The 24565-nt window shown below is 68.5% G+C and carries 28 protein-coding genes, 1 tRNA gene and 1 pseudogene; 12 read left to right on the top strand and 18 right to left on the bottom strand.

What is annotated here, in order from left to right; genetic code table 11:
• Positions 1–33: 33 nt before the first annotated feature.
• The 3 genes from BST40_RS21735 to BST40_RS21725 are packed head-to-tail and all read right to left on the bottom strand — an operon-like array spanning position 34 to position 1866.
• Positions 34–846: a hypothetical protein gene (locus BST40_RS21735; RefSeq protein ID WP_083155559.1), complete on the bottom strand. Its 813-nt coding sequence runs from the start codon at positions 844–846 to the stop codon at positions 34–36.
• Positions 847–865: 19 nt separating this feature from the next.
• A complete protein-coding gene (locus BST40_RS21730) occupies positions 866–1591 on the bottom strand; it encodes a hypothetical protein (RefSeq protein WP_083155553.1) in 726 nt (241 codons plus the stop codon).
• Positions 1588–1866, bottom strand: a complete 279-nt coding sequence (locus BST40_RS21725) for a hypothetical protein (protein ID WP_083155550.1) — start codon at positions 1864–1866, stop codon at positions 1588–1590. Before BST40_RS21725 ends, BST40_RS21730 begins: the two co-directional genes overlap by 4 nt.
• Positions 1867–2092: 226 nt before the next feature.
• On the opposite strand from BST40_RS21725, the gene BST40_RS30225 reads away from it, so the two are divergent.
• Entirely contained in the window at positions 2093–2263 is a 171-nt protein-coding gene (locus tag BST40_RS30225) for a hypothetical protein (RefSeq protein ID WP_158084028.1), read from the top strand.
• Here BST40_RS30225 and BST40_RS21715 read toward each other — a convergent pair.
• Positions 2223–2696 carry a very short patch repair endonuclease gene (locus BST40_RS21715; protein WP_083155543.1) on the bottom strand — a complete coding sequence of 158 codons (474 nt, stop codon included), beginning with the start codon at positions 2694–2696 and terminating at the stop codon, positions 2223–2225. The two genes, BST40_RS30225 and BST40_RS21715, sit on opposite strands and share 41 nt — an antisense overlap.
• Before the next feature lie 68 nt (positions 2697–2764).
• On the opposite strand from BST40_RS21715, the gene BST40_RS21710 reads away from it, so the two are divergent.
• Positions 2765–4006 (top strand): DNA cytosine methyltransferase, encoded by a 1242-nt coding sequence (locus BST40_RS21710; protein WP_083155541.1) that lies wholly within the window; start codon positions 2765–2767, stop codon positions 4004–4006.
• Positions 4003–4611 (top strand): Eco29kI family restriction endonuclease, encoded by a 609-nt coding sequence (locus BST40_RS21705; protein ID WP_208618921.1) that lies wholly within the window; start codon positions 4003–4005, stop codon positions 4609–4611. Before BST40_RS21710 ends, BST40_RS21705 begins: the two co-directional genes overlap by 4 nt.
• Before the next feature lie 27 nt (positions 4612–4638).
• On the opposite strand, the gene BST40_RS21700 is transcribed toward BST40_RS21705, so the two are convergent.
• From BST40_RS21700 to BST40_RS21660, 10 genes and pseudogenes are all read right to left on the bottom strand, one after another.
• The gene (locus BST40_RS21700; protein WP_142276780.1) at positions 4639–4809 is read right to left on the bottom strand and encodes a preprotein translocase subunit YajC; all 171 of its coding nucleotides are present in this window, start codon (positions 4807–4809) and stop codon (positions 4639–4641) included.
• Between the two features lie 45 nt (positions 4810–4854).
• Entirely contained in the window at positions 4855–5148 is a 294-nt protein-coding gene (locus tag BST40_RS21695; protein WP_083155535.1) for a hypothetical protein, read from the bottom strand.
• A gap of 11 nt (positions 5149–5159) precedes the next feature.
• Complete coding sequence (locus BST40_RS30220) at positions 5160–5306, bottom strand: hypothetical protein (protein ID WP_158084027.1); 147 nt, start codon at positions 5304–5306, stop codon at positions 5160–5162.
• A complete protein-coding gene (locus BST40_RS21690; RefSeq protein WP_083155531.1) occupies positions 5303–5548 on the bottom strand; it encodes a hypothetical protein in 246 nt (81 codons plus the stop codon). Before BST40_RS21690 ends, BST40_RS30220 begins: the two co-directional genes overlap by 4 nt.
• Before the next feature lie 263 nt (positions 5549–5811).
• Positions 5812–6366 (bottom strand): annotated as a pseudogene (locus BST40_RS21685) (recombinase family protein); the annotation flags it as partial.
• Between the two features lie 135 nt (positions 6367–6501).
• Positions 6502–6966 carry a hypothetical protein gene (locus tag BST40_RS21680; protein WP_083155528.1) on the bottom strand — a complete coding sequence of 155 codons (465 nt, stop codon included), beginning with the start codon at positions 6964–6966 and terminating at the stop codon, positions 6502–6504.
• Positions 6963–7427, bottom strand: a complete 465-nt coding sequence (locus BST40_RS21675; RefSeq protein WP_142276778.1) for a hypothetical protein — start codon at positions 7425–7427, stop codon at positions 6963–6965. The genes BST40_RS21680 and BST40_RS21675 overlap by 4 nt, the downstream gene beginning before the upstream one ends.
• A 472-nt stretch (positions 7428–7899) precedes the next feature.
• Positions 7900–9843, bottom strand: coding sequence for an AAA family ATPase (locus BST40_RS21670; protein ID WP_083155521.1), 1944 nt, complete (start codon positions 9841–9843; stop codon positions 7900–7902).
• Between the two features lie 132 nt (positions 9844–9975).
• A complete protein-coding gene (locus tag BST40_RS21665) occupies positions 9976–10209 on the bottom strand; it encodes a helix-turn-helix transcriptional regulator (protein ID WP_083155505.1) in 234 nt (77 codons plus the stop codon).
• A gap of 204 nt (positions 10210–10413) precedes the next feature.
• A complete protein-coding gene (locus BST40_RS21660; protein WP_083155502.1) occupies positions 10414–10650 on the bottom strand; it encodes an excisionase family DNA-binding protein in 237 nt (78 codons plus the stop codon).
• Between the two features lie 70 nt (positions 10651–10720).
• On the opposite strand from BST40_RS21660, the gene BST40_RS21655 reads away from it, so the two are divergent.
• The gene (locus BST40_RS21655; protein ID WP_142276777.1) at positions 10721–11302 is read left to right on the top strand and encodes a hypothetical protein; all 582 of its coding nucleotides are present in this window, start codon (positions 10721–10723) and stop codon (positions 11300–11302) included.
• The gene (locus BST40_RS21650; protein WP_083155495.1) at positions 11299–12690 is read left to right on the top strand and encodes a tyrosine-type recombinase/integrase; all 1392 of its coding nucleotides are present in this window, start codon (positions 11299–11301) and stop codon (positions 12688–12690) included. Before BST40_RS21655 ends, BST40_RS21650 begins: the two co-directional genes overlap by 4 nt.
• An 86-nt stretch (positions 12691–12776) precedes the next feature.
• Here the strand turns inward: BST40_RS21650 and BST40_RS21645 are convergent.
• The 4 genes from BST40_RS21645 to BST40_RS21630 all read right to left on the bottom strand — a co-directional run bounded on the left by BST40_RS21645 (position 12777) and on the right by BST40_RS21630 (position 14484).
• Positions 12777–12851: transfer RNA gene (locus BST40_RS21645), tRNA-Val, on the bottom strand.
• Positions 12852–12907: 56 nt separating this feature from the next.
• A complete protein-coding gene (locus BST40_RS21640; protein WP_075545273.1) occupies positions 12908–13378 on the bottom strand; it encodes a peroxiredoxin in 471 nt (156 codons plus the stop codon).
• On the bottom strand, positions 13378–13800 hold the full coding sequence (locus BST40_RS21635; protein WP_036393365.1) for a DUF3052 domain-containing protein: 423 nt from the start codon (positions 13798–13800) through the stop codon (positions 13378–13380). Before BST40_RS21635 ends, BST40_RS21640 begins: the two co-directional genes overlap by 1 nt.
• A gap of 81 nt (positions 13801–13881) precedes the next feature.
• The gene (locus BST40_RS21630) at positions 13882–14484 is read right to left on the bottom strand and encodes a hypothetical protein (RefSeq protein WP_089025258.1); all 603 of its coding nucleotides are present in this window, start codon (positions 14482–14484) and stop codon (positions 13882–13884) included.
• Between the two features lie 198 nt (positions 14485–14682).
• Between BST40_RS21630 and aceE the strand changes: the two genes are divergently transcribed.
• From aceE to BST40_RS21595, 7 genes are all read left to right on the top strand, one after another.
• Entirely contained in the window at positions 14683–17475 is a 2793-nt protein-coding gene (aceE, locus tag BST40_RS21625; protein ID WP_075545275.1) for a pyruvate dehydrogenase (acetyl-transferring), homodimeric type, read from the top strand.
• Between the two features lie 91 nt (positions 17476–17566).
• The gene (locus BST40_RS21620) at positions 17567–18898 is read left to right on the top strand and encodes a PucR family transcriptional regulator (protein WP_075545276.1); all 1332 of its coding nucleotides are present in this window, start codon (positions 17567–17569) and stop codon (positions 18896–18898) included.
• Between the two features lie 172 nt (positions 18899–19070).
• Positions 19071–19988, top strand: coding sequence for an ACP S-malonyltransferase (locus BST40_RS21615; RefSeq protein WP_075545277.1), 918 nt, complete (start codon positions 19071–19073; stop codon positions 19986–19988).
• A 76-nt stretch (positions 19989–20064) separates the two neighbouring features.
• Complete coding sequence (gene acpM / locus BST40_RS21610; protein ID WP_023365075.1) at positions 20065–20412, top strand: meromycolate extension acyl carrier protein AcpM; 348 nt, start codon at positions 20065–20067, stop codon at positions 20410–20412.
• Entirely contained in the window at positions 20409–21659 is a 1251-nt protein-coding gene (kasA, locus tag BST40_RS21605) for a 3-oxoacyl-ACP synthase KasA (RefSeq protein WP_075545278.1), read from the top strand. The genes acpM and kasA overlap by 4 nt, the downstream gene beginning before the upstream one ends.
• A 93-nt stretch (positions 21660–21752) precedes the next feature.
• Positions 21753–23012, top strand: coding sequence for a 3-oxoacyl-ACP synthase KasB (kasB, locus tag BST40_RS21600; protein WP_075545279.1), 1260 nt, complete (start codon positions 21753–21755; stop codon positions 23010–23012).
• Between the two features lie 36 nt (positions 23013–23048).
• Positions 23049–24470, top strand: a complete 1422-nt coding sequence (locus BST40_RS21595) for an acyl-CoA carboxylase subunit beta (protein ID WP_075545280.1) — start codon at positions 23049–23051, stop codon at positions 24468–24470.
• Positions 24471–24565: the final 95 nt, after the last annotated feature.

Genomic DNA, 24565 nt, shown 5'->3' with positions numbered 1-24565 from the left:
CCTCGACATCGGTCACGGTCATCACCATGGACATCACGGGGTCGGGTCCGGCGGCGTGATCGTGACGGCGGCGATCAGGGCCTCGTAGCCGACGACGACGCTGCGCTCAGCGATGGCGGCGTAGGTGTTGTGGCGCTCGTCCACGGCCTCGCGGACTTGGACAGACGACCGCCAACCGAACGGCGCGCTGGTCGCCACGATCTGATCGCCCAGGCCCTCGACGTAGCCGCCGCCCAGGATCAGCCGGTGGCCCGTCGGCGTCGTGAACCCGGTGCCGGTGCGGACGAGGAGGTGAGCCGAGGCCAGCGCCGCCGCCCACTGCATCCCGAGGTGGAAGTAGCCCAAGGTGTTGGTCTTGGCCATCACCGCCTCCAGCGCGGCGATGGCGGCGGTCACGTCGGGCACGGTGACCGGCGCGCCCAGGTCGGCGGCGTCCAGCAGCAGCCGCCCGGCGAACTCGCGCTCGACGGCCACCGCCTCCTCCAGCCGCATGATCTGGGCGGCGCGCTGGCGGACCTCGGCCCTGGACGGGGCGGTCAGGTCACACTCGTCGTAGGCCCAGACGGTCACCGGCTCGAACACGTCGAGGATGGTCTGGCGCTCGCCCTCCTTACGCGGGCCGTCGAGGGCCGGGGGTTCGCACCAGGGCGCGTCCCAGACGCCGGACGCCTGGCCGTCGGAGTAGTTGCCGCCTCGGACCTCCACGCCGCCGCTCAGCCAGCGCGTCGGGCCGTCGCCCTCCTCGGTCCACTGGGTGGCCGGGTACAGCCCGCCGGGCGACGGGTTGACCAACGGAGCCTCGAAATGCACAGGCAAGGGCTCGGTGTAGGTGGTGGGAACGGGCATGGTCACGGTGGTCTCCTCGTCAGTTGTCGTCCGTCTGGACGCCCATCCGCGCCAGCTCGGCGCGGGGGTCGGTCGGGGTGGCCTTGGTCTGGTCACGGTGGGAATCGCGGTCGAGCCGCTGGGTCAGGGCCAGCGCGGCGTGGTCAACCGTCCGACGAAGCAGCGCGTCCAGCCGCTCCGAGCGGGACTCCTGACCACGCAGCCCTGGCGCGCCAGGCGGGTAGCCACGGGCCAGCATCTCGGAGAACTCGGCGTCGATGCCGCTGGCCATGCCGATGGCCTTCCGCGCCCAGGAACCGTCCTCCAGCTCCTCGTCGGTGACCTGGGGCAGCGCCGGGCGCGGAGCCAGGTCAACGAGCGTCGTCACGGCGTACTTCCGCTTGCCGGGTTCGTCGGCCAGGTGCTTGGTCTTGCGTAGGGCGTGACCCTCGGCGACCCAACCGACCGCCACGCCGACGCACTCATGGATGGCCTCCAGCAGCCACGGCACCGACGGGATAGTCGGATGACCGAACCGGGCGGGGCGGTTGGCGGCGGCGATCCGCTCCGCCAGCGGGATCACCGCCGCCGCGATCTCCTGCTCCAGAGACCAGGTGCCGTCGTAATGGGCGGTGGTCAGCCCATTGCGCCGCCGCTCCCGTAGCTCCGCCTGGCTGTACCGGCGGGGTGGGCGCTGGGGCGCGTCGGGCAACGACGCCAGGTGGGCGGGCGTGGCGTTCGTCTTGTAGGGAGCGCGGCGGCTCATCGGGTCGTCACCGCCTCGGCCTTGGCGGCGTCGGCCTTGGCGGCGTCCGCCTTGTCAAGCATGTCCATCAGCGCGTCGGCGCGGGCCTCGGTGACGTCCATCTCCTTGATCAGGAACGAGCGCACCCGCCACCAGCTCAGCGCCGCGTCGGCCTCGTCCACCCTCGGGCCGGAGGTCTCACCGCGCGACGCCATGACCGCCTTCCGCGAGCGCCACTGCTCCATCGACCGGGTGCGCGGATGGGCGTGGTTGGCGGGGCTTCGAGGCGCTGTCATGTGGGCCAGTGTGCCACTTGGGTATGCAAGCCACTTATCGAGATACCAAGGGGCGCAATGACTTTCCCGAACTAGGCGGGTTAGTCGAGGCTCGGGCCAGCGCGGACGGCGCAACACATGACAAGACCCCGGCCTGGTGGTTGCATCGGGTCTCGGCGTGTCGGGCGGTCGGTCGGCCAGCGCGATTGACGCGCGCCGGGCACTCGGACGGCCCTACGCTGAGGGTGTGCGCCCGCGTGAGGTGATCGACTCGGAGCTTCGGTTGCTGGTCGCTGTCCGGCGGGCGGTGATGGCTGAGGGCGGCACCGCGCCCAGCCTCGGACACATCGACCGACTGCTGGACGAGCGGGGCGTGGTCAGCGCCGACCCGGCTGCCGAGCGTGGATCGCTGCCCTAACCCGCTCGACGGCTTCGGCTACGTCGTCGTGCTCCCAGACGATCACCACTGCCCAGCCGTCGGCCTCCAGGGCGGCGCGCTTGCGCTCGTCGCGCTCGACGTTCCCGGCGATCTTGGCTGACCAGAACTCGGCGTTCTGCCGCGACGGTCGATGATGCTCGGCGCACCCATGCCAGTAGCAGCCCCGAACCTCGACCGCCACTCGGGCCTTCGGGAACACGACATCGACGGTCATGCGGGAGCCGGGGATCGGGCGTGTGTTGACCCGATAGCGCAACCCGGCGGCGTGCAGCGCCCGGCGTAGCGTCATCTCGGGCCGGGTGTCACGCCCTCGGTTGGCGCGCATGATGTTGCGCACGGCGTCGGACGACGCCCACGACTCCGACGGCACCAGCCGACGGTACCGCCGACCTGGCGCGACACCAGACGACATCACACGACACTAGACGACATCAGCGCGCCTAAGACGACACGCGATTGCCGGCGGATAGTGTTCGCCCCGTGCGTTCGGTGGAACTGTTCGCGGGGGCGGGCGGTCTGGCCCTCGGGTGCGAATTAGCGGGGTTCAAGACCGTTCGGATGGTCGAGTGGGACCGATGGGCGTGCGACACGGTGAGAGAGAACGCCGCCGCTGACTACCCACTGGTGCGTCACTGGCAGGTCAACGAGGGTGACGTTCGCGAGGTGGACTGGTCAACCGTCACCGAGCCGATTGACCTGGTGGCGGGGGGTCCGCCGTGCCAGCCGTTCAGCATCGGCGGCAAGTCCCGCATGGCCGATGATCTGCGCGACATGTTCCCGGCGACCGCCGAGGTGATCCGCCAGCTCCGACCGCGCGCGTTCATCATCGAGAACGTTCGAGGGTTGACGCGGGCGGCGTTCTCGAACTACTTCGAGTACATCAAGCTCCGCCTTGAGCACCCCGAGCTGGCCAGCCATGAGGGGGAGACGTGGACCGACCACCTGCACCGGCTCCAGCGCGAACACACGTCGGCCACCTTGGAGGAGCTGACCTACAAGGTGGTGCCGACGGTGGTCAACGCCGCCGATTACGGAGTGCCGCAACAGCGTTGGCGGGTGTTCTTCGTTGGGTTCCGCAGCGACGTACCGGCGGAGTGGGCGTTCCCCGACCCCGACCACTCCAAGGACGCGCTGCTTCACTCGCAATGGGTGACCGGTGACTACTGGGATCGCCACCGCGTGGCCCGAAAGCACCGCCCCGAGCGCACCCCGGCGATGTTCCGACGCGCCGCTCTGCTCGCCGAGCACGAGCCGGAGCTGCGCCCCTGGCGCACGGTGCGCGACGCGATCAAGGGCCTACCCGAGCCGACGCTGAGCGGCGGCTCCAAGCACTTGAACCACGTCCTCCAGCCTGGCGCCCGCCCGTACCCTCCCGGGCACACCGGCAGCCCGATCGACCTACCGGCCAAGGCGCTCAAGGCCGGTGACCACGGCGTGCCCGGCGGCGAGAACATGCTGCTGAGGCCCGACGGGTCGGTGCGGTACTTCACCGTCCGTGAGGCCGCGCGGCTCCAGACGTTCCCCGACCGCTACCAGTTCCACGGCGCGTGGAGCGAGACGATGCGCCAGCTCGGCAACGCCGTGCCCGTGCTGCTGGCTCAGAAGGTCGCCGGGTCGGTTGCCCAGCACCTGGCCGAAGCCGCCGTGCGCGAGGAGCTGGCTCGGCGGAAGTCAGCGCGCGCGACCAAGCCGAGGAGCGCCAAACGGCGGGCAACGGCGTGACCGAGCCCTTCAACCCACTCGACATGGACAACCTCGGCAAGAGCATCGCCACGCAGCTCCTCACCAGTGACCCCACACCGCTGGGAGCGGTGCCCGCGTTCTACGGCGCGGGCGTCTACGCGATCTACTACAACGGCCCGATGGAGTGCTACGCGGCGCTGCTGACCGCCACCGTGGACGGCGCTCAGGTACCGATCTACGTCGGCAAAGCGGTGCCCAAGGGCGGGCGTAGAGGCATCGAGGTCGAGCACGGCACCCGATCACGCGCCTTGTCGGGCCGACTGCGCGAGCACGCCAAGAGCGTGGACGCCGCGACCAACCTGGACATCGCCGACTTCACCTGTCGGTGGCTGGTGGTCGAGCCGATCTGGATTCCGCTCGGCGAAAGCGTGCTCATCTCCCGCTTCACTCCGGTCTGGAACGCCCTGCTGGACGGGTTCGGCATCCACGACCCAGGCGCGGGCCGACGCCAGGGCGTGAGGTCACGCTGGGACACACTGCACCCGGGCCGGGCGTTCGCGCCGTTGTTCCCCGAGCGGGCCGAGACCGCCGAGGACATCGCCGCCGACGTCGCCGAGTACCTGGCCCAGCGGTACCAGGTCTGATCGTCGGCAGCCAGGGGGTCGGTCCGGCTAGATCAGCCTGAGCACGCCGCCGTCGTAGTGGTGTTCGTCCCTACCGAACCGCCCCGGCGGCTCACCGTTGTCCCACTCGACCACCGCGTTGTCGCCGTCGATCTCCGCCACGGTGCCCGTCCAGCCCGACCGATTCTCCACACGGTCGCCGACCTTGAGCAGTTCCATGCCGCCCAAGCTACGCCGCGCCGCCGTCACGGGCGCTCAGCCCGGCTAACGCTCGAAGTGGCCGTAGCCCTCGATGGCGTAGACGGCCACGCCGCCGACCATGCCCACGGCGGGGAATACGAACCGCTCGGTGTAGGAGTCGTGGATCAGCGCGCCGTCGCCCTCGGTGACCGTGCCCGGTCCCATCATCCAGTTCTCGACATAGCGGCGGAACGCCTCAGCCGTCACGACCGGCGCGTCCCCCAGGAACCCGACGGCCAGCAGCCAGGCGTCAGGGTCGCCAGCGATGTCGGAGCGGACGCTATCGCCTGTCCAGTCGATGCCTTCGACGCCGGTCACGGTCCCTCCCCTCACTGCTGGGCGTCCCAGGTCAGCACAGCCATAGCCGCGCTGGCCAGGGCCTTGCCCGCCTCAAGGGTGTCATCATCGGTCGGGCCACGACCGTCCCACCGCGCCAGGGCGGTGGAAAGCTGCTCGACCAGGTTGGCGGGGATCATCGGTCGGCCACCTTGCGGTCGAGCCGGGTGAAGTGCCAGCGGTTACCGGGCCAGCCCGGCTCGGTATGCGCGCCGTGCAGGTTGCTTAGCCGCGCGGCGACCGCTGTGGCGGTGCGCCCCTGGCGGTGGGCTACGGCCTGCACCTCGGGGTGGGTGGCCCTGAGCTTGCCGTGCTCGCGATAGATGTCGTCCAGAGCGATGACGTGGGGCTCGGTCCAGGTCTGGCGTGGCTTGCGGCTCATCGCTCGACCGACCCGGCGCAGGTGGGCTCAGGCTTCGACGGGCGGTCGGCCACCTTGCGGTCCAGCCTACTGAAGTTCCACTTCTTGCCCGGATACACGCCTGGCTCTGCGTGTGCTTTATCGAGCTCCACAATCTTCATCTCCACCGCCGTCGCAACGCGGCCCAGGCGCTTGGCCAGGGCTTGCAACCTGGGGTCCTTGGCGTTGACGATGCCATGCTCGCGATAGAAGTCGTCGGCAGCGATCGTGTCTTCCTCAGTCCAGCGTTGGCGGGCGTTGTAGACCGTCGCTCGGCTGACGCCAAGCTCGTCGGCGAGCGCCGACGCCGAGGCTCCCTCCCCGAGCCGGATCGACACCTTCCCAGCCTGCTCGTCGTCCAGTGACGGCACCCGGCCCTTGTAGACACCCTTGGTCTTGGCGACGGCGATGCCCTCGCGCTGGCGTTCGAGCAGGAGCGCGCGCTCGAACTCGGCCACCGCTCCCATGACCGACAGCATCAGCACCGCGCATGGGTCGTTGGTGTCGCCAAACGTCAAGCCCTCCTTGAGGAATCGGACGCGCACGCCCTTGGCGGTGAGCTGGTCAACCGTCTGGCGAAGATCGACCAGCGACCGGGCCAGGCGGTCCATGCTGTGGACCACCAGCTCGTCGCCGTCGCGGAGGTAGGCCAGGCACTCGGCCAGCGCGGGGCGGTTGGTGTCTTTGCCGCTGGCGTGATCGGTGAATACCTTGTCCAATTGAAGCCCGTCGAGCTGGCGCTCAGTGTTCTGATCGACGGTGCTAACGCGCACGTAGCCGACGGTTTGGCCCTTGGTCATGGTGGTCCTCTCAGGTGTCTAGATGATGTCTGGACTCATCTTAGACCACTGTCTATCAAAGCGCTACCCACTCTAGTTAGACGGCGGATGTCCCCAGGCCGACCGCCTCATATGGCTAGAGCCCAGATAGACGGACTACCGGCGGATGCTGCCCGGCGACCACCCTCGGAGAGGGTCATACCGGTTGGTCTTGGGCTGAGGGGTCGGTGGAGTGACCGGCTCGGGGTCGGCCTGGTCCTCGGGGTCAGGCTCACGCTCCGCGCTTTCGGGGCTGAGCGCCACGCTCGGCAGCGTTTCCACCTCGGGCGGAGCCTGGTCCGGCTCGGACGCGCTGACAGGCTCACCGGCCCGATGACTCACGACGGCTAGCCACTCGGCCAGCTCGTCGGCGGGGATGCCGCCGAGGCCGAGCACCTGGCGCGCTACCTCCACCTGGACCGGCCAGGCCAGGTCGTCAGGTCCGACCACGGTGCCGAACAGGGCGCGGACGTCGGCCACGGCCTGGGCCTCCAGCGCCGCCGGGTCCACCCGGCCCTGGGCCACGTCGTCGGCCAGGCTCATCGCGCCGTTGATGGCGTCACGCTTGGTCAGTTTGGTCATCGTTCGATCTCCTTGGGGTCGTCCACTACCTCGGCGTCCACCACGGCCAGCAGCCGCTCGCGGGCCTCGGCGATGATCTGGGTCGCCGTCGTGTTGATGTTGACGTTCAGGGTGTCCGAACCGATGGCGAACCAGCGCGCCAGCTCGGCATCGTTGGAGGCCAGCGCGCGGAGCAGGGAAGCGACGGAGGCGTGGTCGCCCGCCGCCTGGGCGCGGGCCAGGGCCACGGTCCCCTGGGACGACCGGAAGCGGTTGCGCTCTAGCAGCTCGGCGAACACCGCCTCGGAGGACGGTGGCGGGTTCCGACGCTGGTGAGCCTTGTAGGCCTGCTGCGCCGCGCCGACTGACTTGAAGCCCAGCTCGTCGCGAATCTTGGACCACGACAGGCCAGCGACGGCGCGGAGGTAGACCACGCGCTCGGCTCGGGCGCGGGCGTCGGCGAGAGGCATCACTTGGGGCATACCTGAGTCCTACCCGAGAACCGTGCAGGGCACGGGCGCGCCAGCGCCGGGGTCCGAGCACCCAGGACGGCGGGCGTGAGCGCTGAGGATGCCGCCGCCCGCGCCCGAGACCGAGGGGTGCCGCCGCGCCTACCCATGCCCGCCGCCTCCACCCGTGAGGGGTCGTGGTCGGGTTCGTATGGAGCGGTGGGGCGATGTCGGTGTCGCCGCCGCTCTCCTGTCTTTCTGTCGGTCTCACTGACCCCTGGTCGGCCTCGTGGCCCCTCCCTATAGTCGGGGGGCCACGGGCCACGAGGTGGAGGCCCCTTGTGGCCCCTCGCCAAGGGGCCACGACAAACCGCAGGTGAGAGGCCCTTTTCAGGCTGGTGGCCTGAGTCGTGGCCCCTGATGGCCCCTACCCATGGGGCCATAGTCGTGGCCCCTTCCCGAGGGGCCACAAGAAACCCCAGGTCAGGGGCAGTTTCGGGGTGATTCACGATGACGGCCCCGAGCCGCCCGCCGGGCCGGGCCAGATCGCCGCCTTAACGCCACCGCCGGTGACGCTGGCGTGGTCGTCATCGGTGTCCTCGCCCGTGTACAGGGGGTCCAGCGCCTTGGGCGCGATCCGGTACCACCGGGCCTCGCCCCGGCCCTTGGTGACCAGCGCCAGCTGGCGCTTGGCGGCGAGGTCGATGGCCTGGGCGGTGATCTTCTTGTTGCCGCCGACGGCGTTTTTCAGCTCGGTCTTGGTCAGGCCCTTGTCGTCGGCGATGTCCTGGGCGTGGCGGTCCACCAGCACCGCCCTGACCTCACTGACTCGGGCCTCCAGGGTCTCGCTGGTGGCGGTGGCGGCGCGGTTGCCTCCGGCATAGGTCAGCCGGTTGGTGCCCCGGTCCCACTCCAGCAGGCCCTCGGGCACCAGGCTCTCCGCGTCACGCACCTTGGCGGTCGCGAAGTAGCGGGAGTTCTCGTCGCCCTCCCAGACGATCTTCCAGTTGGCGTCGCTCCAACCCAGCGCCGAGGAGTCCCCACGGGCGCGCTCGTGCTGGTGGCCCATGTGGTGGTGGACCAGCACGTCGTCCACGCCCGCCGCCGCCAGCATGTCGGTCAGCGGGTACAGCAGCTTGCCCATCTCGCGGTTCTCGTCCAGGCCCATGGCCTCCAGCGCGGGCTTGACGCAATCGAAGATCACGAAGTCAGCGCCCAGGTCGGCCCACCGCCGCGCCCACATGTCGCGCACCCGGTCGTTGCCCAGGTCGAACAGGTGCCCCTGCCCGCGCAGGCACACCACGTCCACCACGGCGGCGGTGTTGCGGACACCCTGGCGGCGCAGCCACCGCCGGAGCATCTTGTCGGTCATCTCGTTGTCGATGACGACGATCCGCTCGGCGCGCTGGTGGACCTCGAACACGCCGAGGAACGGGTCGCCGTCGGCCAGCGACCGGATCAGGTTGCCGCTCAGGGTGGTCTTGCCCGCGCCCGCCGGAGCCGCGCACAGCACCTTCGCCCCGCCCGAGGGCCACACCTCGGCGATCCGCATCCGCTCGGGGTCGTCATCCTCCGCCAGCAGCGCGTCCAGGCTGCGGACCGGCGGCAGCTCGATCACGGCGGCGTCGGCGTCGGCCAGGCGCTGGCGGGCGGTGGTCTGGGCGCGTTGGTTCTCCACCGCTGCCCACTGCCTCAGCAGCCGGAGGCTGGCCAGCTGGGTCTCGGTGGTCATCGCCTCCAGGTCCACCAGCGCGTCCACGGTCGCGCCGTGGACGCCGTGCAGCTCGGTCAGGGTGAACGCGTGAGGCGCGCCCTTCACGGACGGATCCAGGTTGTCGGCCTCGGCCTTCGCGATGGCGCGGCGTGCCCACGGCTGGCCCTCGGAGGCGAGCGCGGCGATGGTCGTCAGGGCGATCTTGCGGTTGGGGTCCAGGCCCTTGGTCGCGGTTTTGAGTCCGGCCCGTGTGACGCTGGCCTCGGTCGGCTCCCACGTCTGACCACGGTCGGCGTACCACCGCGCCACGTCGGCCTCAGACGGGCTGTGGTCGATCAGCCCGACCGCCTTGGCGTCGGCCACCAGAACCGCGCCCAGCGCCGCCACCGCGTCGTATCCGCCCTTGCCCCTGGCGAGCTTGCCCCTGGCCACGGCGTGCTCAGCGGCGTACAGACCGCCCACGGTGGTCGCCGCCTCGGGCGAGCCGTGTTCCTGGTCCTCGGCGCGCTTCGCGTTGGCGCGTCTGGTGTCGAACGGGTTGTAGCCGTCCTCCTTGGGGCGGCGACCGCTCATGTCGGTCAGCCCGTCGGCGTGGTCAGCCTGGCCGGTCGGCGGCGTGGTGTCGGGCGGGCCTTTCACCGCTGGGGGCGGCGGCGCTTGGCCGTTACGGTGACCGTTGGTGTCCGCCTTGGCCTCTCGGGCGGCGCGGTTGCCCGGGTGGGCGCTAGACTCCATGATGTTCCTTCCTCGGGACGTTGACTCTCCTGGCCGGTGAGTCGTTGGGGTCGGCAGCGCCGCCTGGTCGAGGCCAAGTACCGGGCGGCGTTGCTGCTTCTCCCGGTCATTCAGTTGTCAGCCGCGCGTGAGCTAGTCCCGTTGCGCCGCTACGGATTTCGGTTCGACCGTGTGCGTGTCCAACCATTCCTTGAGGTCGGACGCCCGGTAGTACACCCGCCGACCGAGCTTGACGTAGCGGGGACCGTTCCCGGCCAGCCGCTCCTGCGTCAGCGCGTTCTCGGTGACGTGGCGGTGCTCGGCCACATGCCGAGGCGTGAACAACGCATCAGGATTGTCGAAGGTGACGGTCGCAGCGGCGGTCATCGGTCACCCCTTCCGGCGGTGAGTGAGGTTGTGCGTCTTGAGGTTAGCGGGCCGGGGTGATCGCGCCGGGCATGTCGGCGCTGACTTCCCCGAGCTGGGCGGGATTGTGGCCCAAGGTATTTCGGCGTTCAGGCTAGCCAGATGACCGAGTACCCCGCCCCTCTCGGGCAAGTGGCCCACGAAACCCGCGCCCGACTCACCGCGTCACTCAGCCCCGCCGCCCTCGCCCTCCAGCATCCGCACCAGCCTGGCGGTGGGCACGCGCATCCGTGTGCCGCTCAGCCGGATCACCGGCAGATGACCGCTCTTGACCATCTTGTAGGCGTATCCCCTTGAGACTCCGAGATATTCGGCGGCGGTGTCGATGCTGACCGTCGGCGGACCCTGACGTAGGCGCTCCAGTGACAGGCAGTTGTTCATGGTGTCGGTTTGATCGCTCATGTTGTCTAGCGTGGCTCAAATAGTGATAACCGTCTAGGCGGTTGGCTATCTTTAGGGTTATCATCTTTTCGTGACTTCCGATAACCCCGCGTTTACGCCCATCGTGGGCGACGTCCTGGCCGGTGAGATTCGCCGCGTGAGCGGTAGGCGCGGCAGCGACAACGGCCTAATCGAAATCCCCCTGTACGGGCACGCTTTCCGCTATCAGGTGCGCATAGACCGCAGCGCCGGAACGCCGCGCCTGGTCGAGCTGCGGATGGTGTGCGCCGACGACGGCGGGGGTGACATCGACCCCGCCGCCGTGCGCCAGGTGCCGGTGCGCCGATTGGCCAAGGCGGCGGCGAAGTTCATCTCCATGACCGAGCACGGGGTCGTGGAGGCCGGTGAGGTGTTCGACCCGACCGGCTCGGCCAGGCCCGACCTCGAACCGGGCAAACGCCGCCGCAACCTCGGTCCCGAGCACTACCGCCAGGTGGCGGTGCTGCTCTTGAAGGCGCGGGAGATCGGCGTCCCGCCACGCGATTACGTGGCCGACTACTTCGGGGTGGCCAAGCCCACACTCGACCGTTGGATCGCCGAGGCCAAGCGGCGCGGATTCCTGCCCCGCGACTGGAGTACCACCACCGCCGACACCGAGGAGACTGACCGATGAGCACCGACCCACAGCCCAAGCGCACCCGGCGGGCCGAGCCGATCACCAAGCACGTCGCCCGCAACGGCGCGGTGAGCTACCAGTTCCGCGTCGATGTCGGCACCAGGCCCGACGGCTCACGTCTGCGGCAGCAATTCACCTACCCGACGCTGGCCGAGGCCCGCAAGGAGTACCGGCGCATCTCGACCGAGGTGGCGGCGGGCACCTTCGTCAAGCGCGACAAGACGACCGTGGGCGTGTTCCTGGCCGACTGGCTGGACGCCCGGCGTGACGTGCGCCCGGTGACACTCGCGGGGTATCGGTTCGCCCTTAAGCCGGTGATCGACCACCTGGGCGCGATCCCGTTGCAGCACTTGCGAACTGCCGACCTCGACGCGCTGGTGACGCTGCGGATGGCGGGCCAGCCCGTCGCCCAGCGCGACAAGCGCGGGCGGCGGTCCGCCGAGGTGCTGGCGTACCTGAGGGCGCGCCCCGACGGTGCCAGCTACGGCGAGCTGTACGCCGAATTCGGCAACCCCGGTGAGAAGGCGCTCGCCCGGCTGGTGGCCTCCGGCGTGGTGACCCGGCCCGCGCGCGGGCGGTACGCCGCCGCTCGGCCCGCCGACCCCGAGCGCCCCAAGGTGCCGGGCGGGGTCAGCGCCCGCACGGTGGTCACGATGCTGGTGGTGTTGTCGTCGGCGCTCGATGACGCGATGGCTCAGGGCCTCGTCGCCCGCAACGTCGCCCGGCTGGTCAAGCGGCCCAAGATCGCCGCCGCCGAGATGGCCACCTGGACGCCAGACGAGGCGGCGCGGTTCCGCACCCATATAAGTAGTGACCGCCTGGCGTCGTGCTGGCTGCTGACGCTGGCCGGACTGAGGCGGTCGGAGGTTCTGGGCCTGCGCTGGGCCGACGTGGACTACGACGCCGGGACCATCACCATCGCTCAGGGCCGGGTGGTCGTCGGCGGCGGAACCGTGACCGGCGCGCCCAAGTCCACCCGCTCGGCGCGGAAGCTGCCGATGCCGCCCGACGTGCTCGCGGCGCTGCGGGCGTTCAAGACGCGGCAGGCCGAGGAGCACCTGGCGCTCGGCGGCGGCTGGCCCGATACCGGTCTGGTGGCGGTCAACGCCGACGGCTCCCCTATCCGGCCCGAGACGTACTCCAAGGCGTTCGCCGCCCACTGCCTGGCGGCGGGCGTGCCGGTGATCCGGCTGCACGACGTTCGGCATACCGCCGCCACGATGCTGCTCGACGGCGGGACCACACCCTCGGCGACGGCGAAGTGGCTCGGGCATGACCCGGCGATCACGCTGCGGGTCTATGGCCACGTCTACGACGACGCGCTGGCCTCGGCGGGTGACGCTCTGCTGGGCCGGTCGCGCGCCAGCGGCAGCAGCGAAGCCTGACCGGCTTGGCCAGCTCTTGGCCAGTCGGGGGTTCGGCACTAGTCACGCTGTGAGCCGGAAAACCGTTGTCTACCTGGCGATTTAGTTGGTGGGCGCGGACGGTATCGAACCGCCGACCGCTGGTGTGTAAAACCAGAGCTCTACCACTGAGCTACGCGCCCTTGAATCCCGGGGGTCCGCAGCAGGCTACCCGCCCGCGGCCCACCCGCCCAAACCTTCAGGCTTGCAAAGCCGCCAGCGCATCCGTCCACAACCGCTGATCACGGGCCTCGCCGGGCTGTTTCATCTCGGCGAACCGGATGATCCCTGTCCGGTCCACCACGAACGTCCCACGGTTGGAGACGCCGGCCTGGTCGTTGAACACGCCGTAGGCCTGGCTGACCCCACCGTGCGGCCAGAAATCGGACAGCACCGGAAAGGTGAATCCGCTCTGCGTCGCCCAAATCTTGTGCGTCGGCGGTGGACCCACCGAAATGGCAAGTGCCGCACTGTCATCGTTCTCGAACTCAGGCAGGTGGTCACGCAGTTGGTCCAGCTCGCCCTGACAGATCCCGGTGAAGGCCAGCGGGAAGAACACCAGCAGCACATTCTTCGCGCCAGGGAGCCTTCGGTAGTCGCTGAGAGTGACGGGTTGTTGATTCTGGTCGCGCAGCGTGAAGTCCGGGGCGGTGGCCCCGACGTCGAGCATCAGCGCTTCCCGGCCCGTGACTTCGGCTGGACCAGCCGGCTGGCGCTCCAGTCCCCGAGGTTGACCGACGACGTCGGCATCAACCCGGCGGTGGGCGCCGCCTCGGCGATGTCGGCGGGCAGCACATGGCCGGGCCGGCCGGTCTTGGGCGTCAGCACCCAGATCACGCCGTCCTCGGCGAGCGGGCTGATGGCGTCCATCAGGGTGTCCACCAGATCTCCGTCGCCGTCGCGCCACCACAGCAACACGACGTCCACGACCTCGTCGGTGTCTTCATCCAGCAGCTCGCTGCCGCAGGCTTCCTCGACCGCCGCGCGGATGTCGTCGTCGGCATCTTCGTCCCAGCCCCACTCCTGGACGACTTGGTCTCGTTGGATGCCCAGTTTGCGAGCGTAGCTCGGGGCGTGATCCGCCGCGACCACCGTGGAACCTCCCTTTGTTCAGCCACACGACGCGTGATGGCACTATCGTCGCACAAACGCCATCGAGCCAATAACGCCGCCTCAATAGGAGGCCATGCACATTTTCAGCGCCTTGGTCTTGGTGTCGTTGAGCTGATCGACTCGCCGGTTGAATTCGCCGGTCGGTGCATGGGTGCCGATGGCGTTCGCCACCGCCAGCGCCGCATCGGCATAGGCGTTGAACGCGTCGCGCATCTCCCTGGACAGCGCGTCGCTGAGACTGCCCGTCACCGATGAGGCGCTGTTGTTGAGCGCTTCGATGGCCGGGCCCTCGGTCGGCCCGGTGCTGCGGCCGGCATTGAACGCCGACACAAAGGCATTCACCTTGTCGATGGCGTCCTTGCTGGTGGTTGCCAAGGTCTCGCAGGAGCTGCGGATCGCCTTGGTCGTCAGCGACTGCTGGCGCTGGGATTCGCGGATACTCGACGTCGCCGACGAGGCCGACAGCGACACCGAGACCGACGACCGGTAGGCCGGAGCGACCTTGGTGTCGGGAGTCGCGGTGCCCTCGGTGACGCTGGTACACCCCACGATCGCCATCAGCAGCACCGCAATGCAACCGCAGACCTGGGCGACTCGCCTGGCACTCAGACTCGCCACCACCCCCGCGTGCCGGCCAGCGGCGGCACGCCATCCGATGAGCACGGCTAGTGACGTTACCGGGTGGGGGCGTCAATTGTCCGCGACGCTCCGTCTCCGGCCGGTGCCGATGCCGCCGGCGACCAGGGTCCCGCAGCCTCGATCGGGCGGCGGCTATCCGCCCGCGACGTCGGTGCGGCACGATAGGGGGACGGACCACCTACGCGTCCCAAGCAGCACACCCGCCGACTCCAGGAGTAGCGCGTGACCACCGAGTTCGCCCGCCACGATTTGGCCAAAACCCCAAGCAGCGCAAGCGAACCCGACCGCGTTCGGGTTATCCGCGAAGGCGTGGCGTCCTATCTGCCCGACATCGACCCCGAAGAGACCTCGGAATGGCTGGAGTCCTTCGACGAGATGCTGGAGCGCTCCGGCCCGGCGCGGGCGCGCTACCTGATGCTGCGGCTACTGGAACGCGCCGGCGAACAACGGGTGGCCATCCCGGCACTGACGTCGACGGACTACGTCAACACCATCCCGACCGAGCTGGAGCCGTGGTTCCCCGGCGACGAGGACGTCGAACGCCGCTACCGGACCTGGATCAGATGGAACGCGGCAATCATGGTGCACCGTGCGCAACGGCCCGGGGTGGGCGTGGGTGGTCATATCTCGACTTACGCGTCGTCCGCGGCGCTCTACGAGGTCGGTTTCAACCACTTCTTCCGCGGCAAGTCGCATCCCGGCGGCGGTGATCAGATCTTCATCCAGGGCCACGCCTCTCCCGGGATCTACGCGCGCGCGTTCCTGGAAGGACGACTCAGCGCAGACCAGCTCGATGGCTTCCGCCAGGAGCACAGCCATCCCGGCGGCGGGTTGCCTTCCTACCCGCACCCGCGGCTGATGCCCGACTTCTGGGAATTCCCTACCGTCTCGATGGGCCTGGGCCCGCTCAACGCCATCTACCAGGCGCGGTTCAACCACTACCTGCACGACCGCGGCCTCAAGGACACCTCCGACCAGCACGTGTGGTGCTTTCTGGGCGACGGCGAGATGGATGAGCCCGAAAGCCGCGGGCTGGCACATATCGGGGCGCTGGAAGGCCTGGACAACCTGACCTTCGTGATCAACTGCAACCTGCAGCGCCTCGACGGCCCGGTGCGCGGCAACGGCAAGATCATCCAGGAGCTGGAGTCGTTCTTCCGCGGAGCCGGCTGGAACGTGATCAAGGTGGTGTGGGGCCGTGAATGGGATGCCCTGCTGCACGCCGACAAGGACGGCGCGCTGGTCAACCTGATGAACGTCACCCCCGATGGCGATTACCAGACCTATAAGGCCAACGACGGCGCCTATGTGCGCGACCACTTCTTCGGCCGCGACCCGCGCACCAAGGCGCTGGTAGCAAACATGACCGATTCCGAGATTTGGAACCTCAAGCGCGGCGGCCACGACTACCGCAAGGTCTACGCCGCCTACAAGGCTGCCGTCGACCACAAGGGACAGCCGACGGTGATCCTGGCCAAGACCATCAAGGGCTATTCGCTGGGCGCGCACTTCCAGGGCCGCAACGCCACCCACCAGATGAAAAAGCTTGCGCTGGAAGATCTCAAGTACTTCCGGGACGCCATGCGGATCCCGGTCAGCGACGCCCAGCTCGACGAAGATCCCTACCTGCCGCCGTATTACCACCCGGGCCCGGACGCCCCGGAGATCCGGTACATGCTCGACCGGCGCCGCACCCTCGGCGGCTTCGTGCCCGAACGCCGGACCAAGACCAAGGCACTGAAGCTTCCCGGCCGCAATATCTATGCCGCACTGAAGAAGGGATCCGGAAACCAAGAGGTCGCCACCACCATGGCCACGGTGCGCACCTTCAAAGAAGTGTTGCGGGACAAAGAGGTTGGCCCGCGAATCGTCCCGATCATTCCGGACGAGGCCCGCACCTTCGGGATGGACTCCTGGTTCCCGTCGTTGAAGATCTACAACCGTCTCGGCCAGCTCTACACCGCCGTCGACGCCGAACTGATGCTGGCCTACCGGGAAAGCGAAGTCGGCCACATCCTGCACGAGGGCATCAACGAAGCCGGGGCGGTGGGCTCGTTCATCGCGGCCGGCACGTCGTATGCGACCCACAACGAGCCGATGATCCCGGTCTATATCTTCTATTCGATGTTCGGTTTCCAGCGCACCGGCGACGGTCTGTGGGCCGCTGGCGACCAGATGGCGCGCGGGTTCCTGCTGGGCGCCACCGCGGGCCGCACCACGCTGACGGGCGAAGGCCTGCAACACGCCGACGGCCACTCGCTGCTGCTGGCCGCCACGAACCCGGCGGTGGTCTCCTACGACCCGGCGTTCGCCTACGAGATCGCCTACATCGTGGAAAGCGGACTGGCGCGCATGTTCGGGGAGAACCCGGAGAACGTGTTCTTCTACATCACGGTCTACAACGAGCCCTACGTGCAGCCGCCCGAGCCGGAGAACTTCGATCCCGAGGGCGTGCTGCGGGGTATCTACCGGTACCACGCGGCCACCGAGCAACGCTCCAGCAAGGCGCAGATCCTGGCGTCGGGCGTGTCGATGCCCGACGCGCTGCGGGCGGCCGAGTTGCTGGCCACCGAGTGGGACGTGGCCGCCGATGTGTGGTCGGTCACCAGTTGGAGTGAGCTGAACCGCGACGGGGTGTCCGTCGAGAAGCAACGGCTGCGCAACCCCGGCCAGCCGGCGGGTGAGGCGTACGTGACCAAGGCGCTGTCCGATGCCGCCGGCCCGGTGGTGGCGGTGTCGGACTGGATGCGTGCGGTCCCCGAACAGATCCGCCCCTGGGTGCCCGGCACCTACGTGACGCTGGGAACCGACGGGTTCGGCTTCTCCGACACCCGTCCCGCGGCGCGGCGCTACTTCAACACCGACGCCGAGTCGACGGTCGTCGCCGTGCTGGAGGCGTTGGCCCGCGACGGTGAAATCGACCCGTCGGTGGCGGTGGCCGCCGCCCGTCAGTACCAGATCGACAATGTGCAGGCGGCAGCGAAGCAGGATGCCGACGCCGGCACGGCGACCTAGCGGATTCAGCGCGCGAGCTGAATAAGACCACACTAAGAACTCGCCGAGCGCTTTGGGGGGAAGTTCCAGAAAACGGGCGTAGCTTTTAGGGGTGAACGACAACCAGTTCTCGCCCCAGTTTTCGCCATTGGCGAAGCTCGCGTCGTCCAGATCACCGCTCGAACTGCTGGACACCGTGCCCGATTCGTTGCTGCGGCGGTTGAAGCAGTATTCGGGCCGGCTGGCCACCGAGGCGGTCTCGGCGATGCAGGAGCGGCTGCCGTTCTTCGCCGACCTGGAGGCGTCCCAGCGCGCCAGCGTCGCACTGGTGGTGCAGACGGCCGTTGTCAACTTCGTCGAGTGGATGCAGGATCCGCACAGCGACGTGAGCTATACCGCCCAGGCGTTCGAATTGGTGCCCCAGGATCTGACCCGACGAATCGCGTTGCGTCACACCGTCGACATGGTGCGGGTCACCATGGAGTTCTTCGAAGAAGTGGTGCCGCTGCTGGCTCGCTCGGAGGAGCAGTTGACCGCGCTGACCGTGGGCATTTTGAAGTACAGCCGGGACCTGGCGTTCACCGCCGCCTCCGCCTACGCCGACGCCGCCGAAGCGCGCGGCACCTGGGACAGCCGGATGGAAGCCAGCGTGGTTGACGCGGTGGTACGTGGCGACACCGGTCCGGAGCTGCTGTCCCGGGCGGCGGCGCTGAACTGGGACACCACCGCGCCGGCAACGGTGGTGGTGGGCACCCCGGCGCCGGGGCGCGACGGCTCGAATAACGAGGACGGCAGCAAGCGCGCCAGCCAGGACGTCCGCGACATCGCCGCCCGCCACGGCCGCGCAGCGCTCACCGACGTGCACGGCACCTGGCTGGTGGCCATCGTGTCCGGACACTTGTCGCCCACCGATAAATTCCTCAAGGACCTCCTGGAGGCGTTCTCCGACGGGCCGGTGGTGATCGGGCCGACCGCTCCCATGCTCACCGCGGCCTATCACAGTGCGAGCGAGGCGATTTCGGGGATGAACGCGGTCGCCGGCTGGCGCGGCGCGCCGCGCCCGGTGCTGGCCCGTGAATTGCTACCGGAACGCGCCCTGATGGGTGACGCCTCGGCGATCGTGGCGTTGCATACCGACGTGATGCGGCCCTTGGCCGACGCCGGCCCGACGCTCATCGAGACGCTGGATGCGTATCTGGATTGTGGCGGCGCGATTGAGGCGTGTGCCAGGAAGTTGTTCGTTCATCCAAACACCATCCGGTACCGGCTCAAGCGGATCACCGACTTCACCGGGCGTGATCCGACCCAACCGCGCGATGCCTATGTCCTGCGAGTGGCCGCCACGGTGGGCCAGCTCAACTATCCGGCACCGCATTCCGGCGCGGCGAACAATGCCATCGCAGCGGTTCCGCTCCCGCTCAGGCGGGGTGCGGAAGGGGCCTGAGGCTGGGCCCCACGGCCCAACCGGGACAATAGTGATTCAGGGCACAGATCGCGGGTCGGTCTCAAACACGTAGCTTACGCGGCCGTTTTGTAGGGTCTCCACAAAAACCTAAGACCAGGTTCATAATCTGTTACACGGCGCAAAACCGTTTCCACAGTGTTCTCTTAGACACGTGATTGCGTTGCTTGCGCCCGGACAGGGCTCCCAGACCGAGGGAATGCTGTCGCCGTGGCTGGAATTGCCAGGCGCGGCGGACCGGATCGCCTCGTGGTCGCAGGCCAGTGGCCTGGACCTGGCCCGCCTGGGCACCACCGCGTCGACCGAGGAGATCACCGACACGGCGGTCGCTCAGCCGTTGATCGTTGCGGCCACCCTGCTGGCTTACCAGGAGCTGACACAGAGGGGTCTGCTGGTGGGCCGGGAGTTCATCGTGGCCGGCCACTCCGTCGGCGAGATCGCGGCCTACGCGATAGCCGGGGTGATGGCCGCCGACGACGCCGTCGCACTGGCCGCAACCCGCGGCGCCGAGATGGCCAAGGCGTGCGCCGCCGAGCCGACCGGTATGTCGGCGGTGCTCGGCGGCGACGAAGCCGAGGTGCTGAGTCGTCTCGAGCAACTCGACCTGGTACCGGCCAACCGCAACGCCGCCGGCCAGATCGTCGCCGCCGGCCGGCTGACCGCCCTGGAAAAGCTGACCGAGGACCCGCCCGCCAAGGCCCGGGTGCGTGCGCTGGGCGTCGCCGGAGCGTTCCACACCCAGTTCATGGCCCCGGCCCTGGAGGGCTACGCCGCCGCGGCGGCCGGCATCGCGACCGCCGAGCCCACCGCCACGCTGCTGTCCAACCGCGACGGAAAGCCCGTCACTTCCGCGGCTGCGGCGATGTCGACCCTGGTCTCCCAGCTCACTCAGCCGGTGCGCTGGGACCTGTGCACCGCCTATCTGCGTGACCACGCAGAGGGCCCAGTCACGGCGATCGTGGAGTTCCCCCCCGCGGGCACCCTCACCGGCATCGCCAAACGCGAACTTCGGGGGGTTCCGACGCGCGCCGTCAAGTCACCCGCAGATCTGGACGAGTTGGCAAGCCTGTAACCGCAGGATTCGTCCAGAACCAACAAAAGTACGTCAAACCGATTTGCCCACAACACATTACGAAGGGAAGCTAACTGTGGCCGTCAGTCAGGAAGAAATCATCGCCGGTATCGCCGAGATCATCGAAGAGGTCACCGGTATCGAGCCCTCCGAGGTCACCCCGGAGAAGTCGTTCGTCGACGACCTCGACATCGACTCGCTGTCGATGGTGGAGATCGCCGTGCAGACCGAGGACAAGTACGGCGTGAAGATCCCCGACGAAGACCTCGCCGGTCTGCGCACCGTCGGTGACGTCGTCGCCTACATCCAGAAACTCGAGGAAGAGAACCCCGAGGCTGCCGAGGCGCTGCGGGCCAAGCTCGAGTCGGAGAACCCCGAGGCTGTTGCCAACGTCAAGGCGAGGCTGGAAGCAGAGAGCAAGTGACCAAGCCTTCCACTGCTAATGGCGGTTACCCCAGCGTTGTGGTAACCGCCGTCACAGCGACGACGTCGATCTCGCCGGACATCGAGAGCACGTGGAAGGGTCTGTTGGCCGGCGAGAGCGGCATCCACGTCCTTGAAGACGAATTCGTCACCAAGTGGGACCTACCGGTCAAGATCGGCGGCCACCTCAAGGAGCCTGTCGACAACCACATGGGCAGGCTGGACCTGCGCCGCATGTCGTATGTCCAGCGGATGGCCAAGCTACTCAGCGGACACCTCTGGGAGTCGGCGGGCAGCCCCGAGGTCGATCCGGACCGGTTCACCGTCGTGGTCGGCACCGGCCTCGGTGGAGCCGAGCGGGTGATCGAGAGCTATGACCTGATGAACGAGGGCGGGCCCCGCAAGGTGTCCCCGCTCGCGGTTCAGATGATCATGCCCAACGGCGCCGCCGCGGTCGTGGGCCTGCAGCTCGGCGCCCGCGCCGGCGTGATCACCCCGGTGTCGGCCTGCTCGTCAGGCTCGGAGGCCATTGCCCACGCGTGGCGTCAGATCGTCATGGGCGACGCCGACGTCGCCGTCTGCGGCGGTGTCGAGGGTCCCATCGAGGCGCTGCCCATCGCGGCGTTCTCGATGATGCGGGCCATGTCGACCCGCAACGACGAGCCCGAGCGTGCCTCGCGGCCGTTCGACAAGGATCGTGACGGTTTCGTGTTCGGCGAGGCCGGTGCGTTGATGCTGCTCGAGACCGAGGAGCACGCCAAGGCCCGCGGCGCTAAGCCGTTGGCTCGGTTGATGGGTGCCGGTATCACCTCGGACGCCTTCCACATGGTGGCGCCCGCGGCGGACGGCGTGCGTGCCGGCCGGGCGATGACACGGTCGCTGGAGCTGGCGGGCTTGTCGCCGGCGGACATCGACCACGTCAACGCGCACGGCACGGCGACACCGATCGGCGATGCTGCCGAGGCCAACGCCATCCGGGTCGCCGGTTGTGAGCATGCCGCGGTCTACGCTCCGAAATCGGCCTTAGGCCACTCCATTGGCGCGGTCGGGGCGCTGGAGTCGGTCTTGACTGTGTTGAGTCTGCGGGACGGCGTCATCCCGCCCACACTGAACTACGAGACCCCCGATCCCGAAATCGACCTCGATGTTGTCGCGGGCGAACCGCGCTACGGCGAATTCCGCTATGCCATCAACAATTCGTTCGGCTTCGGCGGTCATAATGTGGCGCTCGCCTTCGGGCGTTACTAAAGCAAGACATCGCGGGCCGCGAGGCCCGAGGTGGGGGTCCCCCCGCTTGCGGGGGCGAGCCGGACAGATACGGAAGGAACGTTCGCAACACTCATGACAGAGCTGGTTACCGGGAAAACGCTCCCGAACGTAGTGGTCACCGGCGTCGCCATGACAACCGCACTGGCCACCGACGTGGAAACCACGTGGAAGTTGCTGCTCGACAGCCAAAGTGGGATCCGCATCCTCGACGACCCGTTCGTCGAGGAATTCGATCTACCGGTGCGCATCGGCGGGCATCTGCTGGAGGAGTTCGACAGCCAACTGACGCGCGTGGAGCTGCGGCGCATGGGCTACCTGCAGAAGATGTCCACCATTTTGAGCCGCCGCGTGTGGGAGAACGCGGGCTCGCCTGAAGTCGACCCAGACCGGCTGATGGTGTCCATCGGAACTGGGTTGGGCTCGTCGGAAGAGATGGTGTTCAGCTACGACGACATGCGTGCTCGTGGCATGAAGGCGGTCTCACCGCTTGGCGTGCAGAAGTACATGCCCAACGGCGCTGCCGCGGCGGTAGGCCTGGAACGGCATGCCAAGGCGGGTGTTATCACTCCGGTGTCGGCGTGTGCGTCCGGTTCCGAGGGCATCGCTCAGGCGTGGCGCAACATCGTCTTCGGTGAGGCCGACGTGGCTATTTGCGGTGGTGTCGAGACCAAGATCGAGGCGGTGCCGATCGCGGCGTTCGCCCAGATGCGCATCGTGATGTCCACCAAGAACGACGATCCTGTCGGCGCCTGCCGACCGTTCGACCGGGACCGCAGCGGCTTCGTGTTCGGTGAAGCCGGTGCGCTCATGGTGATCGAGACCGAGGAGCACGCCAAGGCCCGCGGCGCGAACATCCTGGCCCGCATCATGGGAGCCAGTATCACTTCCGACGGTTACCACATGGTGGCGCCCGACCCCAACGGCGAACGTGCCGGGCATGCGATGAGCCGGGCTATTCAGCTCGCGGGCCTGACCCCGGCCGATATCGGCCATGTCAATGCGCACGCCACCGGGACTTCGGTGGGTGACCTGGCCGAGGGCAAGGCCATCAACAACGCGCTCGGCCCGCACGGCGGCAACGCGGCGGTGTACGCCCCCAAGGCCGCGCTGGGCCACTCGGTGGGTGCGGTCGGTGCGGTGGAATCGATCCTGACCGTGCTCGCGTTGCGGGACCAGGTCGTTCCCCCGACACTGAACCTGGAAAACCTCGATCCAGAGATCGACTTGGACGTGGTGGCGGGGAAGCCGCGGCCCGGTGATTACCGGTATGCGATCAACAACTCGTTCGGATTCGGCGGCCACAACGTGGCAATCGCTTTCGGGCGGTACTAAATCCCGAGCCACCCCGGAAACAACAGGAGACCTGCGATGACGATCATGGCCCCCGAGGCGGTCGGCGAGTCGCTCGACCCCCGCGATCCGCTGCTACGACTGAGCACCTTCTTCGACGACGGCAGCGTGGAGCTGCTGCACGAGCGTGACCGCTCTGGCGTACTGGCCGCTTCGGGCACCGTGAACGGCGTGCGCACCATCGCGTTCTGCACCGACGGCACCGTGATGGGTGGCGCGATGGGCACCGAAGGCTGTGCACACATCGTCAACGCCTACGACACCGCCATCGAGGAGCAGAGCCCGATCGTGGGCATCTGGCACTCCGGTGGCGCCCGGTTGGCCGAAGGGGTGCGCGCACTGCACGCGGTCGGCACGGTGTTCGAGGCCATGATCCGCGCGTCGGGCTACATTCCGCAGGTCTCGGTGGTCGTCGGTTTCGCCGCCGGCGGCGCCGCTTACGGTCCCGCGTTGACCGACGTCATCGTGATGGCGCCGGAAAGCCGGGTGTTCGTCACCGGGCCGGACGTGGTGCGCAGCGTCACCGGCGAGGACGTGGACATGGCCTCCCTCGGCGGTCCAGAGACCCACCACAAGAAGTCCGGGGTGTGCCACATCGTCGCCGACGACGAGCTCGACGCCTACGAGCGGGGCCGCCGGCTGGTCGGATTGTTCTGCCAGCAAGGGCATTTCGACCGGAGCAAGGCCGAGGCCGGCGACACCGATATCCACGCGCTGCTGCCCGAATCTCCTCGCCGGGCCTATGATGTGCGTCCGATCGTGACCGCAATCCTCGACAGCGAAACGCCGTTCGACGAGTTCCAGGCCAATTGGGCGCCGTCGATGGTGGTCGGGTTGGGTCGGCTCTCCGGGCGCACCGTCGGTGTGCTGGCCAACAATCCGCTGCGGCTGGGCGGCTGCCTGAACTCCGAAAGTGCGGAGAAGGCAGCACGTTTCGTGCGGCTCTGCGATGCGTTCGGGATTCCGCTGGTGGTGGTGGTCGATGTGCCCGGCTATCTGCCGGGTGTCGACCAGGAGTGGGGCGGCGTGGTGCGTCGCGGCGCCAAACTGCTGCACGCGTTCGGTGAGTGCACCGTTCCACGGGTCACCCTGGTCACCCGAAAGACCTACGGCGGGGCCTACATTGCGATGAACTCGCGCTCGCTCAACGCCACCAAGGTGTTCGCCTGGCCGGACGCCGAGGTCGCGGTGATGGGCGCCAAGGCGGCCGTCGGCATCCTGCACAAGAAGAAGCTGGCCGCGGCGGCCGAGCACGAACGCGAAGCGCTGCACGACGAACTGGCGGCCGAGCACGAGCGGATCGCCGGCGGCGTGGACAGTGCCATCGACATCGGCGTGGTCGACGAGAAGATCGACCCGGCGCACACCCGCAGCAAGCTCACCGAGGCGCTGGCCCAGGCGCCGGCACGGCGCGGGCGCCACAAGAACATTCCGCTGTAGTTCTGACCGCGCGCCGGGGGGGGGGGGGGGGGGGGGGGGCGCCGGCCGGGGGGGGGGGGGGGGGGGGGGGGGGGGGGGGGGCGCGGGGGGGGGGG

It is taken from the genome of Mycobacterium persicum, from assembly GCF_002086675.1.
Taxonomy (GTDB): domain Bacteria; phylum Actinomycetota; class Actinomycetes; order Mycobacteriales; family Mycobacteriaceae; genus Mycobacterium; species Mycobacterium persicum.
Note: the sequence above shows the minus strand (reverse complement) of the source record. Positions and strands in the feature narration are given on the sequence as shown.